The organism is Arthrobacter sp. NyZ413 (assembly GCF_049390645.1).
Lineage (GTDB): Bacteria > Actinomycetota > Actinomycetes > Actinomycetales > Micrococcaceae > Arthrobacter.
In genome coordinates, this window is record NZ_CP155434.1 from 3,772,175 (window position 1) to 3,786,427 (window position 14,253).

12 protein-coding genes are annotated in these 14,253 nt (G+C 65.6%); 5 read left to right on the top strand and 7 right to left on the bottom strand.

The features are described from left to right. Positions 1 to 33 precede the first annotated feature (33 nt). Genes ABCW42_RS17595 through ABCW42_RS17605 form a run of 3 tightly spaced genes read right to left on the bottom strand, consistent with a single transcriptional unit; the run spans position 34 to position 3,268 of the window. Positions 34 to 1,029: a transketolase family protein gene (locus tag ABCW42_RS17595; protein ID WP_423182393.1), complete on the bottom strand. Its 996-nt coding sequence runs from the start codon at positions 1,027 to 1,029 to the stop codon at positions 34 to 36. Further along, on the bottom strand, positions 1,026 to 1,931 hold the full coding sequence (locus tag ABCW42_RS17600) for a transketolase (protein WP_423182394.1): 906 nt from the start codon (positions 1,929 to 1,931) through the stop codon (positions 1,026 to 1,028). The genes ABCW42_RS17595 and ABCW42_RS17600 overlap by 4 nt, the downstream gene beginning before the upstream one ends. Further along, entirely contained in the window at positions 1,931 to 3,268 is a 1,338-nt protein-coding gene (locus tag ABCW42_RS17605) for an MFS transporter (RefSeq protein WP_423182395.1), read from the bottom strand. Before ABCW42_RS17605 ends, ABCW42_RS17600 begins: the two co-directional genes overlap by 1 nt. 217 nt (positions 3,269 to 3,485) lie before the next feature. Between ABCW42_RS17605 and ABCW42_RS17610 the strand changes: the two genes are divergently transcribed. From ABCW42_RS17610 to ABCW42_RS17630, 5 genes are all read left to right on the top strand, one after another. Continuing rightward, positions 3,486 to 4,310 (top strand): sugar phosphate isomerase/epimerase family protein, encoded by an 825-nt coding sequence (locus ABCW42_RS17610; protein WP_423182396.1) that lies wholly within the window; start codon positions 3,486 to 3,488, stop codon positions 4,308 to 4,310. Between the two features lie 38 nt (positions 4,311 to 4,348). Continuing rightward, positions 4,349 to 5,122, top strand: coding sequence for an SDR family NAD(P)-dependent oxidoreductase (locus tag ABCW42_RS17615; protein ID WP_133203649.1), 774 nt, complete (start codon positions 4,349 to 4,351; stop codon positions 5,120 to 5,122). Between the two features lie 32 nt (positions 5,123 to 5,154). Next, complete coding sequence (locus tag ABCW42_RS17620; protein ID WP_423182397.1) at positions 5,155 to 6,921, top strand: dihydroxyacetone kinase family protein; 1,767 nt, start codon at positions 5,155 to 5,157, stop codon at positions 6,919 to 6,921. Then, entirely contained in the window at positions 6,918 to 7,409 is a 492-nt protein-coding gene (locus ABCW42_RS17625; protein ID WP_423182398.1) for an RpiB/LacA/LacB family sugar-phosphate isomerase, read from the top strand. The genes ABCW42_RS17620 and ABCW42_RS17625 overlap by 4 nt, the downstream gene beginning before the upstream one ends. 382 nt (positions 7,410 to 7,791) lie before the next feature. Continuing rightward, entirely contained in the window at positions 7,792 to 8,004 is a 213-nt protein-coding gene (locus ABCW42_RS17630; RefSeq protein WP_423182399.1) for a hypothetical protein, read from the top strand. A 73-nt stretch (positions 8,005 to 8,077) separates the two neighbouring features. Here the strand turns inward: ABCW42_RS17630 and ABCW42_RS17635 are convergent, their stop codons facing one another. The 4 genes from ABCW42_RS17635 to ABCW42_RS17650 all read right to left on the bottom strand — a co-directional run bounded on the left by ABCW42_RS17635 (position 8,078) and on the right by ABCW42_RS17650 (position 14,187). Next, positions 8,078 to 9,091 carry a TolB family protein gene (locus tag ABCW42_RS17635; protein ID WP_423182400.1) on the bottom strand — a complete coding sequence of 338 codons (1,014 nt, stop codon included), beginning with the start codon at positions 9,089 to 9,091 and terminating at the stop codon, positions 8,078 to 8,080. After that, a complete protein-coding gene (locus tag ABCW42_RS17640) occupies positions 9,088 to 10,350 on the bottom strand; it encodes an MFS transporter (RefSeq protein ID WP_423182401.1) in 1,263 nt (420 codons plus the stop codon). Before ABCW42_RS17640 ends, ABCW42_RS17635 begins: the two co-directional genes overlap by 4 nt. A 142-nt stretch (positions 10,351 to 10,492) precedes the next feature. After that, positions 10,493 to 12,457 (bottom strand): ABC transporter ATP-binding protein, encoded by a 1,965-nt coding sequence (locus ABCW42_RS17645; RefSeq protein WP_423182402.1) that lies wholly within the window; start codon positions 12,455 to 12,457, stop codon positions 10,493 to 10,495. Beyond that, positions 12,454 to 14,187 carry an ABC transporter ATP-binding protein gene (locus tag ABCW42_RS17650; RefSeq protein ID WP_423182403.1) on the bottom strand — a complete coding sequence of 578 codons (1,734 nt, stop codon included), beginning with the start codon at positions 14,185 to 14,187 and terminating at the stop codon, positions 12,454 to 12,456. Before ABCW42_RS17650 ends, ABCW42_RS17645 begins: the two co-directional genes overlap by 4 nt. Positions 14,188 to 14,253 lie beyond the last annotated feature (66 nt).

Consider the following 14,253-nt stretch of genomic DNA (forward strand, 5'->3'; position numbering starts at 1 on the left):
GCTCCCGCCATTTAATGGTGGGATTCCGGGGAATCAGCCCAGTTCTGCGAGGACCTTCGCGACGATCCGCTGGACGGACAATCCGTACTTCTCGTGCAGCGTCGGAAGGGCGCCGGCGTCGAGGAACTCGTCCGGGAGCGCCACCGGAACCACCCGCTTGCCGACGCCGGAGGAGACGAGCGCCGAGGCGACGGTCTCGAACAAGCCGCCGACCACGCTGTGGTTCTCCAAGGTGACCGCGAGGCGGTCGGTGTTGATTTCCGCGAGGACGGTCCCGGCGTCGAACGGCTTGATGGTTGGTGCGTGCACGACGGCGACATCCACGTTGTGCGCGGCCAGCGCCTCCGCTGCCTGCAAGGCGCGCATGGTCATGAGGCCGCTGGAGACAAACACGACGTCGTTGCCGCCGCGCAGGACCTTGGCCTTGCCGAGTTCGAACGTGTAGTCGTATTCGTCCAGGACCGTGGGCACGTTGCCACGCAACAGGCGAAGGTAGGTGGGTCCTTCGCTGGCCGCCAGTTGCGGTACGGCCTGCTCGATGTCCACGGAGTCGCAAGGATCCACGATGGTCAGGTTCGGCATGCCGCGGAAGATCGCCATGTCCTCGGTGGCCTGGTGGCTGGGACCATAGCCGGTGGTCAGGCCGGGGAGTCCGCCCACGATGTTCACGTTCAGGTTCGGTTCGGCGATGTCGAGGCACAGGAAGTCGTAGGCGCGCCGCGCGGCGAACACCGAATACGTGGAAGCGAACGGCACCAGTCCGGTTTCGGCCATCCCGGCGGCCGCGCCGAAGAGCAACTGCTCGGCCATGCCCATCTGGAAGAAGCGCTCCGGGAAGGCCTTGGCGAAGATGTGCATGTCCGTGTACTTGCCAAGGTCGGCCGTGAGCCCGACGATCCGTGGGTCGGCTTCGGCCGCCTTCACGAGCGCGTGTCCGAAGGGTGCGGACGCTGTCTTCTGGCCCGGATCAGCGAACGAGGCGATCATCGCGGACGTCTTCAGCTTGGGCGCTTTCAAAGTGGTGCTCATCGCTCGGCCTTCCCGTTGAATCCTGCGCTCAGTTGTTCGCGGCAGAGCTGCCATTCGTGTTCTTCGATGCGCATGAAGTGCGCTTTTTCGCGTTCTTCGAGCAGCGGCACGCCGCGTCCCACCTTCGTGTCGCACAGGATCACGGAAGGACGCCCGACGGCGGCGGCCTGGGCGGCTGCGTTGTCGAACGCGGCAAGCAACGCACCGACGTCGTTCCCGTCCACCCGCTGCGTGTACCAGCCGAAGGCTTCCCACTTTTCGGTCACGGGCTCGGTCCGGAGGACCGTGTCCGTCTTCCCGTCGGCCTGGAGCGCATTGATGTCCACCATCGCGGTCAGCATGCCCAACTGGTGGTGGTGCGCGCCCATGGCGGCTTCCCACGTGGAGCCTTCGTCGAGTTCGCCGTCGGAAAGGAAATTGAACACCCGCGCCGTGGAGCCTTGCTGCCGGAGGCCGAGGGCCATTCCGACGGCGATCGCGAGTCCGTGGCCAAGCGATCCGCCGGAGATTTCCATGCCCGGGGTGTAGGTGGACATTCCGGACATCGGGAGCCTGGAATCGTCCGAGCCGTAGCTTTCGAGTTCCTCGACCGGAACGATTCCGGCTTCGGCGAGGGCTGCGTAGTGGCCGATCGCGTAGTGGCCCGTGGAGAGCAGGAAGCGGTCGCGTTCCTCCCAGGCGGGATCGTCTGCGCGGAACCGGAGCTGGTCCGAGTAGACAGTGGCGAGGATATCCGCGGCTCCCAAGGCCTGGCCTACGTAGCCTTGGCCCTGGACCTCGCCCATGTTGAGGGCGTGGTGCCTGATCCGGTGGGCGGCCGCGCTGACGCGGTCGATGCGTTCCATCGTGGTTTCTCCGAGCTTTCGTGTGGCGATTTCCGGGGCGGCTGTGGCGGGACCCATCAGGCGGTTACGGACTGGGGAGTGCTTTTGGTGGCCTCATCGGCCAGTTCACGCTCGCGCTTGCCCCAGGTTTCCTTCGTGGCAATAGCTGCCCAGAGGCCGATCAGGGCGTAGGCGCCGAAGAGCAGTGCCGGGCCCACCCAGCCGAAGGCGACGAACAGGAGGGTGGTGATGAAGGGGGTGAATCCGGAGATCATGGCCGAGATCTGGTAGGCCAGGCTGGCGCCGGAAGCGCGGGTCTTGGCCTGGAATAGCTCGGGGAACCAGGCGCCTTGGGCTCCGGCGAGGGAGTTCTGGCAGATCGCGTAGGAGACGACGATCGTGGCGATGACGAAGAAGAACAGGCCTGTGTTGACCAGCAGGAACATCGGAATCGCGAAGAGGACGGCGAAGGCGCAGGACCAGATGTACACCGGGCGGCGGCCGATCCGGTCCGTGAGCGCTCCCCAGGCCTGGGTTGCGAAGATGCCGATGGCGGATGCGATGCACAGGGCGACGAGTGTCTGGGTCTTGTCCGCGAGGTGCTGGCTGTTGAGGTAGGAAATCATGTACGTGATGGACACGGCGTAGCCGGCGGTCTCGGCGATGCGGAGGCCGATGCCCTTCACGATGTTGCGCCAGTCGGTCTTGAGGACCTCAACGATGGGAGCCTTCACGATGTCGCCGGATTCCTTGACTTCGTCGAAGACCGGGGATTCCGGGACCTTGGAACGGATGATGAGGCCGACGATCACCAGGAAGATGCTCGCGAGGAACGGGATGCGCCACGCCAGTTCGCTGCCCAGCTGGACGCTGAAGAGGAAGACGAGGTTGGCCAGCAAGAGTCCCACCGGGAAGCCTGCCTGGACGATGCCCGTGAACTTGCCCTTGGATTTCCAAGGAGCATGCTCGTAGCTCATGAGGATCGCCCCGCCCCACTCAGCGCCGAAAGCAAGGCCCTGGACAATGCGGACGAACACCAGCAGCGCCGGCGCTAACAATCCCACCATCGCGTAGGTGGGGAGCAGGCCGATGGCGAATGTGGCCAGGCCCATGAGGATCAGCGAGGTGACCAGGACGGGCTTGCGGCCCACCTTGTCCCCAAGGTGCCCGCCGATGATGCCGCCAAGGGGGCGCGCCGCGAAACCGACGCCGAGGGTGGCGAAGGAAGCAAGCGTGCCGGTCACGGGGTCTGTTCCCGGGAAGAACGCGTGGCCGAAGTACAGCGCGGCCGCCGTACCGAAGCCGATGAAGTCGTAGGTCTCGATAACCGCGCCGACTCCGGAGCCGATTGCGACCCGCTTGGCGTCTTTGGTGCCGTGGACCGGCCCGCGCATTGTCAGAGCTTCGTTGCTCATGGGTGAATCCCTTTCGAAGAGCGACCGGAGCTTGGCACCCCGGCACTGTCGACTGTTAACAAATGATACGCCAGTGTGACCTGAATCATCCACATCTGTCAACAGTCAACTTCAAGGGTTGACTGTTGACAGTTAACTTTCGTACTGTGGTTGTCATCACTACAGCCCACCCGGGCATGAACCACTGCCCACAGGGCATGACTGGAGGTCAACGAAGATGTTCAACTCCCGACTCGGTTGCTCGTCCATCAGCTTCCGTCACCAGGACCTGCCCACCGCCCTGCGCACCATCGGTGGACTGGGCTTCGAGGAGATCGACCTCGGCGCGCTGCCGGGCGTTTGCGACCACGTTCCTTACGAACTCGACGCCGACGCCGTCACCGCAGTTACCGCCCAGGTCATCGCTTCCGGACTGGCGGTCCGTTCGGTCAACGGCGACATCGGGGACCTCAACGCAGTGCTCGACGCCGACCAGCAGGCCAGCCGCGCACGGCACCTTGACGCCCTGCTCACCTTGACCGCCAACATCGGCGCCAAGGCACTTGTCCTCCCCTGTGGGGCGTTGTCCCACGAACCCGTCCGCAGCCTGGAAGAGGACCTGGACACGGTCGCGGCCCAGCTCATTGCCGCCGGGAAGCGCGCCGCGGAGTTCGGCGTCGAACTCTGGACCGAATCCCTGCACTTCCTCCGGTTCTGCTGGAACCTGGACCGCGCGGAACAGCTGGCCGCACGGCTGGCGGGATCCGGCGTCGGGATCGTCATGGACTTCAGCCACATCGTCGCCGCGGGCGAAGACCCCTTGGAGTACATCGCCCGGCACGAAGGCCGCATCTCCCATGTCCACCTCCGGGACGCCGTGCCCGGAAACATCAACCTCAGCATCGGCAACGGCCAGGCGGACTTCGCCGGCGGACTCCGCGCACTCGCGGCGAGCGGCTACGGCGGCCACTTCTCGCTCGAGCTGGAAACCCGCGACGTCACGCACGACGAACGCCCGGCAGCCACCGCAAAGGCCGCCAGCTTCATCAGCGACCTCATCTGAACTACCCCACCACCGCAAAGAACCCTAGGAGCACCAACATGACCACCATCCAGCGCACTGCCGTCCTCACCGGCGCTACCTCGGACCGCGGCATCGGCATGACCACCGCACGCCGCTACGCCAGCCAGGGCTGGGCCATCGCGATCCTGGACCTCGACGGCGAGAAGTCCGCCAAGGTCGCGGCCGAAATCGGCAACGAATTCAACGTCCCCGCCTTCGGTTACCAGATCGACGTCGCCAACGAAGGCTCCGTCAACGCCGCCTACCAGGCAGTAGCCGCCGAAGTCAGCGCGGGCAACCTTCCCGCCGTCGGAGCCCTCGCCAACATCGCAGGCATCACCTCGCCGGTACCGTTCCTCGAAACCACGCTGGAACTCTGGCACAAGGTCATGGACGTCAACGCCACCGGCACCTACCTCGTCACCAAAGCATTCCTCCCGGACATGATCGCCAACGGCTGGGGCCGGATCGTGAACATGTCCTCCGTTTCCGCCCAGCGCGGCGGCGGCGTCTTCGGCAAGGTCCCCTACTCCGCCGCGAAGGCCGCCATCCTGGGCTTCACCAAGGCCCTGGCACGCGAAATCGGCGAAACCGGCGTCACCGTCAACGCCATCACCCCGGGCGCCGTGGACACCAACATCCGCGTCGGCAGCACTGACGAGCAGGAAGCTGCCATCAACGCCGGCATCCCGCTGGGCCGCAACGCCACCACCGAGGAAGTGGCCGCGGTCATCACCTTCCTGTCCTCGGAAGAGTCCGCCTACCTGACTGGCACCACCATCGACATCAACGGTGGAAGCCACATCCACTAGCACTCGCCGCAACGTAGCCGAAAGAGCCCACGATGACCCGTATCTTCAATGATCCAGCCGACTTCGCCGACGAAGCCCTCGCCGGTTTCTGCGACCTCCACGCGGGCCTGGTGCGCCAGGTTCCCGGCGGGGCCGTGCGTCGCCACCGTCCCAGCCAACCCAAGGTCGCAGTACTGGCCGGCGGCGGATCCGGACACTACCCGGCGTTTGCTGGCCTGATCGGTGCCGGACTGGCCGACGGCGCCGTGGTGGGCAACATCTTCACCTCGCCGTCCGCCCAGCAGGCCTATTCCGTCGCCAAGGCCGCCGAGTCCGGCGCCGGGGTGGTATTCACCTACGGCAACTACGCCGGGGATGTCCTGAACTTCGGAATGGCCAGCGAGCGCCTGGCGAACGAGGGCATCGCAGTGGAGAACGTCCTGGTGACGGACGACATCGCCAGCGCCACGCCGTCGGAAGCGGACAAGCGCCGAGGCATCGCGGGCGACTTCACGGTCTTCAAGGTCATGGGTGCCGCAGCGGAGCGCGGCGACAACCTGGCCGACGTCGTGCGCTTGGGCCGCAAGGCCAACAGCATGACCCGGACCATCGGCAGCGCCTTCCACGGTTGCACCTTCCCGGGCGCGGAAGCTCCGTTGTTCACGCTCAAGGACCGGCAGATGGGACTCGGCCTCGGCATCCACGGCGAGCCCGGACTGCTGGACACCGAACTTCCGCCGGCGAAGGAACTCGGGCAGGAACTCGTGGCGCGGCTCCTGGCCGAAACGCCCGCCGGTGCGGGGAACCGGATCGCGGTGATCCTCAACGGACTCGGTTCCACCAAGCACGAGGAATTGTTCGTCCTGTGGCTCACGGTCGCACCGCTGTTGCGCGCCGCGGGCTACACCCTGGTCATGCCAGAGGTCGGCGAATTGGTCACGAGCCTGGACATGTCCGGTGTTTCGCTCACCATCACCTGGCTCGACGAGGAACTCGAACCGCTCTGGACCGCTCCCGCCGAGACTCCCGCCTACCGGCGCGGCAACGCCGCCCTGGCGAGCGGCGGACAAAGCGTTGATGAAGAGTCCGACGGCGGCATCGACGTTGTCGAGTTCGCTGCCACTGCCGCTTCGCGCGAGTACGCGGCCCGTTGTGCTGCAGCGCTGGATGCCGCACAGGAGACCATTCACGACGCCGAATCGCGGCTTGGCGACATGGACGCGATCGCCGGCGACGGCGACCACGGCCGGGGCATGGTCAGGGGAATCGACGCAGCGGTTGCCGCGGCGGCGAAGGCCCTTGGCGACGGCGCCGGAGCGGGCGACGTTCTGGGTGCGGCGGGCGATGCCTGGGCCGACAAGGCCGGCGGAACCTCCGGTGTCCTCTGGGGCGCGGGCCTCCGGGCCTTCGGCGAATCCATCGGCAACGAGGACGCGCCTTCGCAGGAGGAACTCGCGGCCGGAGTGACCGCGTTCGCTACGCGCATCACCACGCTCGGCAAGGCCGAAGTGGGCGACAAGACGATGGTGGATGCGCTGCTCCCCTTCGCGGAAACCTTCGCCAAGCTCGTTTCCTCGGGAACCGCTGCCGAAGCAGCATGGGCCGAAGCGGCTGCGGCTGCGACCTCGGCAGCGGAAGCCACGGCATCCCTCCGCCCGCTCAAGGGCCGCGCACGGCCGCTCGCCGAGAAGAGCCTCGGCACTCCCGATCCCGGGGCAACCTCCCTCGCAATGGTCTTCACCGTCATGGGTCCGTACTTCGCGGCCAGCCAGGCTGTCGCCGGAACCGGTGCCGCAAATGAGGCTGGAGCCATCGCATGACCACGAAAGGACAAACCATGGGCATCAGGCTCGTGTTGGGCGCCGACGAAGCAGGCGTGGACTACAAAGACCGCATCCTCAAAGACTTGGGCAACGATCCGCGGATCAGCGAAATCATCGATATCGGCGTGAACCGCAGCGATGCACCGGAAGACTTCACCAAGCCGTACCCGTACGTCGGGATCAAGGCCGGCGAACTCATCCGGGACGGCAAGGCGGACAGGGCCATCCTGTTCTGCGGCACCGGCATCGGCGTGGCAATCGCGGCCAACAAGGTGGACGGCATCCGCGCCACAACGGCCCACGATTCCTTCTCCGTTGAACGTTCCATCCTGTCCAACGATTGCCAGGTCCTCACGATGGGCCAGCGCGTTGTAGGCGTGGAACTCGCCAGCAGGCTGGCCAAGGAATGGCTCGGCTACGTGTTCGATCCGACGTCCGCATCAGCGGAGAAGGTCAAGGTCCTCACGGACTTCGAGGGCTGCTAAGGGCAGTTCCGTCAGTACCTCGTCGATGACCCGGACCCTCCACGCGCTCCGGGTCATCGACGAGGTGGTTCCGGCTGCTCATTCCCAGCCCAGGTCAGCGATAGGTACGTTAATGTCCCCGAAGACAGCGGACCTGTGATGAGATTCACGGGCAATAAAAGGCCTTGTAGCTTGAGACGTCCGGCCCAAGCTGTGCACCATGGAAAGACTTGGCAGGGGCTTCCCCGGCCGAGTTGCCCAAGCTGGTGGACGCAATGAGGCCGAACCGGTGAGCTCTCAGAGCCGCCTGGATGAGTCTCAGGCGTTCATGGATTGGTCAATAAACGGCTTCGCATAGGCGCGATGGCCGCACAACCGGATTCATGAATGGAAGGACTAAACAATGACGTTTGAAACCGCCGACTCAGTAACCTTGAAGATTTGGGACCGCGCGAACGCGCACCACACGCTGGATGCGCTCGTGCACGACTTCTCGCTGCGCCACAACACCTCCAAGGCCAGCATCGATGTCACCTACGCGGGCCCCAACACCTACACCGTGAGCCTGGCCGGAAGCGCGGCCAAGGCCGCCGCTTTCGACACGCACTCGCTGTAGCAACGGCTCCCGCACCAAACAGGGGACGACGGCGGAAGGCACCTTCCGCCGTCGTCCCCTGTTTTAACTCCACTTACTGCCGGACGACGGACGGCGACCACGCGTGTTCGATGAAGAGGGTGGGCTTGCCGCTTCCGTCAGCCGGAACGGACCAGATGTCGCTGTCCCCCGCGGGAGCGCCGCGGGCCAGCCCGTAGAGGACGGTGTTGTCGTTGAGCCACTCGGCCTGGTCGTCGACGTTACGGCCCTCGGCGAGCGTGGTGACCTTGCCGGTGGCCAAATCGAGGACGGCCAGGATCCTGGTCTTCTGTTCGTTGGGGTCGGCGGGCTTGATCTTGAAGGCGATGCGGGTTCCGTCCGGGGAGAGCGAAGGACATTCGACGCCAGTATTGATGGCAGTGAGCGTCCGTTGCTTGATGCTGCCTCGGACCAGCCAGTTACGGTCTCCGGAGCCAACCGTGGCGTAGAAGGTGTCGCCGTCGTGGGCGAAGGTCACGCCCCAGACGTTGCGCTCCGCCGCGGTCAAGGTGACGCCGGGGATGTTGATGGTGAAGTTCTCAAGGTTGCCGAAGCTTTGCCCGTCGGAGGCGGAGATCTCGGTGGCGGTGGAGAAGCCGCCAAGGTAGCTGGTACCGGCGACGAACACCGTGGAGGCGGCCAATGTCCCGTCCGCGGAAAGCCGTGCCCGGTTGGGCGCCCCGTCAAGGGTGCGGGTGCGCAGGAGGTGCCAATCGGCGTCGAGGATCTCTTCGTCCGTGGTGTTGGCAAGGCCGATCTTGGCGTGCAGGCAAATGCGGCGGTCGGCCGCGACATAGATCCTGTCGCACGCCTGGTTCGTCAGTGTCCTGGGACCTTGCGGGTCCCCGACCGGGACTGTTGCTACCAGGCCTTGGCCCTGTCCGGACGCTGTATTGCGGAAATAGATCAAGGGCCCCGCGGCGGCAGCGGAAGCGATGGAGGCCTCGGACGGTGCCCGCGACTGCTCCTGCTGGCGGGCGTAGGCCCACGCGCCGTAGCCTCCCGCGCCACCGAGGGCCAGGAGGACGACGACGACGAGGAGCACAAGGCTCCGGGCCTTCGTGTTCACGCCGTGGCTTGCTTGGCCGTGCGCAGCAAGCCGGCCGCCGCCGGCAAGGCAATCGCGAGCAACAGTGCGACGACGCCCATGGCGGCCTGGCTGCCGATCGCGAACCACAGGAGGCCGAAGCCCGTCGAAGCGGCCAGACGGGCCACTGCCACCACGGTCTGTGCGGCGGAGATTCCGGTCGCCGCGCCTTGGCGGGGCGAGAGGAGGCCGGCGAGGGCGGCGAGCACCCCGTCCGTGGCGGCGTAGAAAACACCTAGGAGGACGAGAGTCCCGACGGCGGTCAGCGGACCTCCCCAGGACGTCATGACGCAAACATATGCCGTGAGGAGGGCCACGTGCCCGGCGATGAATACCCGGGTCCGGCCCCACTTGTCCGCGAGCCGCCCCATGGGGATCGCCAGGAGCAAGTAGGCGATGTTGGTTCCGACGTACAGGAGCGGGAACCATTCGGGAGCGAAGGCCGTTCGTGCCTGGAGCACCAGGTAGAGGAACCCGTCCCCCACAGTCAGCAAGCCAAGCACGCCGGCGACAAGGAGGAGGCGGCGCATCCCGGGCGTGTTGACGTCGCGGAACCGCAGGCGCGGAGCGGCCGGCTTGGGGTCGCGGACCGTGACGACGGCGGAACGTCGCCGCTCGTTGGGGACGAACAGTCCCAGGACCGCCAAGCCGATGAACGCGAACGCGAGCGAGGCGATGAAGACTACGTGGTATCCGTTCGGAATGGCCAGGAGGATCACGAACGCCAGCAATGGCCCAAGAGCCGCCCCGACAGTGTCGAGCATGCGGTGGACGCCGAAGGACCGGCCAATGTGCTCGGGTTGCGCGGCGAACCTGATCATGGCATCGCGCGGTGCGGTGCGGATACCTTTGCCGAACCGGTCGACGGCGATGACGGTCGCGAGCGAGGAGAAGCCGTCGGCCGCGAGCAGCCCGATCCTGGCAACCGCCGAAAGGCCGTAGCCGAGGAACGCGACCCACTTCGGAATGCCGACGCGGTCTGCTGTCCAGCCCGCGGCTATGCGCACGGTGGCGCTGATGCCTTGGTAGATCCCGTCCACGAACCCGTACGCGATCGTGGACAATCCCAAAGACGCGGTGATGTACAGGGGCAGGACGGCGGCAACGGACTCGGACGAGACATCCGTCAGCAGGCTCACGATCCCCAAAGCGAGGATGGTGGGGGCCAGCTTGAACGGCGGAACGGACCCGGGGTCCGAGTCGACCTTGCGACTGCGCCAGTCCGAGAGGGACAGATACATGACTGCTCCGATCGCTGCCATCACACGTGGCCCCGCCCCAGGCCGGCCCTGGGGCGGGTGCGTCAAGCCTCCCAATCAGCGCTAGGCGAAGGCAACGCGTGTCCCTACTCGAATTCGGGGCCGCAGGAGCGAGTGGCGGCGCTCAGACCTCGGCCACCGGGGCTGCGAACTGTGCCTCGTAAAGCCTCGAGTAGGCTCCGCCGGCCGCCAGGAGCTCGGTGTGTGTCCCTTGTTCCACGATTTGTCCGGACTCCATGACCAGGATGAGGTCGGCATCGCGGATGGTGGATAGGCGGTGGGCGATTACGAAGCTCGTCCGGTCCGTGCGCAAGGCATTCATGGCCTTCTGCACGAGCACCTCGGTCCGGGTATCAACCGAGCTGGTGGCTTCGTCGAGGATCAGGACCGAGGGACGGGCAAGGAATGCCCGGGCGATCGTGAGCAATTGCTTCTCGCCCGCCGAGATGTTGCTGCCTTCGTCATCGAGCACGGTGTCGTAGCCGTCGGGCAGGGAGTGGACGAAGCGGTCCACGTAGGTCGCCTGCGCCGCTTCCAGGATCTCGGCTTCGGTGGCCTCCGGACGGCCGTAGGCGATGTTGTCCCGGATGGTGCCGCCGAACAGCCACGTATCCTGCAGCACCATGCCCATCCGCGAGCGCAGTTCGTAGCGGGACATCGAGGCGATATCCACGCCGTCGAGGGTTATCCGCCCTGCGTCCAGCTCGTAGAAGCGCATCATGAGGTTCACGAGCGTGGTCTTGCCGGCTCCGGTGGGTCCGACGATCGCCACGGACTGGCCGGGTTCGGCCACGAGGCTCAGGTCCTTGATGAGCGGCTTGTCCGGCGAGTAGGAGAAGGAAATGTTCTCGAACGCGAGGCGGCCGCGCGTCATGTCCGGGACGGCAGCGGGTACGGGGTCGGGGCTTTGCTCCTCGGTGTCGAGCAGCGCGAACACGCGTTCGGCCGACGCAACGCCGGATTGGAGCAGGTTGGCCATGGAACCGAGCTGGGCCAGCGGCTGGGTGAACTGCCGGGAGTACTGGATGAAGGCCTGGACGTCGCCCAACTGCATGGCGCCCGAGGCCACCTGCAGGCCGCCCACCACGGCGATGCCCACGTAGACGAGGTTTCCGATGAACGTCAGGGACGGCATGATCAAGCCGCTGATGAACTGCGCCCCGAAGCTCGCCGCGAACAACTCGGCGTTCTTGTCGCGGAAGCGCTGCTCCACTTCGCGCTGGCGGCCGAAGACCTTCACGAGGGCGTGCCCGGTGTAGGTCTCCTCGATTTGCCCGTTCAGCTCGCCCGTGTTCTTCCATTGGGCCACGAAGAGTTTCTGCGAGCGCTTGGCGATCATCATTGTGGTCACCAGTGTCAGCGGAATCGTCACCAAGGTGATGACCGCGAGGATGGGCGAAAGCAGGAACATCATGAAGATGACGCCCACCACGGTCAGCAGGGACGTCACGGCCTGGCTGATCGATTGCTGGAGGCTTTGCGAGATGTTGTCTACGTCGTTGGTGACGCGGCTCAGCAGCTCGCCGCGCTGCACCGAGTCGAAGTAGCGCAACGGCAGCCGGTTGATTTTCGCTTCGATCTGCTCGCGGAGCCTGTACACGGTGCGTTGCACGACGCCGTTGAGCACGTAGGCCTGGATCCAGCCGAACGATGACGCCAGGACGTAGAGGACCAGGACCCAGATGAGGATCGAGGCCAGAGCACCGAAATCGATCCCGACGCCGGGCGTCAGGTCCATTCCTTTGAGCATGTCCGCTTTGGATCCTTGGCCGGAAGCGCGCAGGCCGTCGATGAGCTGCTGCTTGCTCACGCCCGCGGGAAGTTGCTTGGAGACAACGCCGGCGAAGATCAGGTTGGTGCCTTCGCCAAGAAGCCGGGGTCCGATCACGGACAGGGTCACGCTGGCAACCGCCAGGACGAGGACCAGGACCAGCCACAAGCGCTCGGGCCGCAAGGTGCCCAGCAGCCGCTTCGCCGATGGCAGGAAGTTCATTGCCTTTTCGGCCGGGACGTTCATTCCCGCGAAGGGGCCTCCGCGGCCCGGGCCCATGCCGGGGCGGGGTGGGCGGTTGGGGCTTGCCGTGCTCATGCCGCCTCCTCAGCTGCCAGTTGGGAAGAAACGATTTCCCGGTACGTTTCGGAGGTTTCCAACAGCTCGTCGTGGGTTCCGCGCCCCACCAGCCGCCCGTCGTCGAGCACCAGGATCTGTTCCGCGTCAGCGATGCTGGAGACGCGCTGCGCGATGATGACCATCGTGGCGCCGGAGGTGTGCCGCTTGAGTGCCTGGCGCAGCCTCGCGTCGGTCGCCGTGTCCAGCGACGAGAACGAATCGTCGAAGATGTAGAGCTCGGGTTGCTTCACGAGTGCCCGGGCGATCGCGAGGCGCTGCCGCTGGCCACCGGAGACGTTGGTGCCGCCTTGCGAGATCGGCGCGTCGAGCCCGCCGTCCATTTGCTCCACGAAGTCCTGCGCTTGCGCGATGGCGAGCGCCTGCCACAATTCTTCTTCGCTCGCGTCGGGCTTGCCGTAGAGCAGGTTGCTGCGGACCGTGCCGGAGAACAGGTAGGGCTTCTGCGGCACCAACCCGATGTGGCCCCACAATAGGTCCGGGTGCAGCTCGCGGACGTCGACGCCGTCGATCCTCACCGAGCCGCTGCTCGCGTCGAAGAGCCGCGGCAGCAGGTTCACCAGGGTGGTCTTGCCGGCGCCGGTGCTGCCGATGATCGCGGTCGTCTGGCCTGCGCGCGCCTGGAAGCTGATGCCGCTGAGCACCGGCTGTTCGGCACCCGGGTAGGCGAATCCGACGTCGAGCAGTTCCAGTTCGCCGCGGCCCGCCGTGGACGTCACGGGGTTCAACGGAGGCGTGACGCTCGATTCGGTTGCCAGGACCTCGCCGATGCGGTCGGCGGATACGGATGCGCGCGGGATCATGACCGCCATGAAGGTGGCCATCATCACGGACATGAGGATCTGCATGAGGTAGCTCAAGAAGGCGATCAGGGTGCCCACTTGCATGGAGCCGTCGTCGATCCTGAAGGAGCCGAACCAGATGACGGCCACGCTGGAGACGTTCAGGACCAGCATGACCACGGGGAACATGAGGGCCATGAGCCGCCCGGCCCGCAGCGCCATTTCGGTGACGTCCTGGTTGGCCGCGGCGAACCGTTCGGTCTCCATGCCCTCGCGCACGAACGCGCGCACAACCCGGATGCCGGCCAACTGCTCGCGGAGGACCCGGTTCACGGTATCGATCCGGACCTGCATCTTGCGGAACAACGGAACCATCCGGGTGACAATGAGGCCCACGGCGATGAGCAGCACGGGAACACTGACGGCGATCAGCCAGGACAATTGCACATCCTGCCTGATGGCCATGATCACTCCGCCGATGCTGAGCATGGGAGCCGCGACCATGAGGGTGCAGGACATCAGGACGAGCTGCTGGACTTGCTGCACGTCATTCGTGGAGCGGGTGATGAGCGAGGGCGCACCGAAGCGCGTGACTTCCTGCTCGGAGAACTCCCCCACTCGCGTGAAAATCGCCCCGCGAAGGTCCCGCCCCAAGCCCATGGCTGCCTTCGCGCCGAAGTACACCGCGGTCACCGAACATGCGATCTGCAGAAGGGTGATGAACAGCATGAGGCTACCCGTTCCGAGGATGTAGCCGGTGTCCCCCTTGGCCACGCCTTCGTCGATGATGTCCGCGTTCAGTGTGGGCAGGTACAGCGACGCAATGGACTGCGCCAGTTGGAAAATGACGACGGCCACCAGCAACCGCCGGTGTGGTCGCAGGTATTCAACGAGAAGTTTCCAGAGCATCGGTCTCCAAGGCGCGTAGTGATTCGAAGGCCAGTTTACGACTGGTTGCTGGGGGCAACTAGGGGG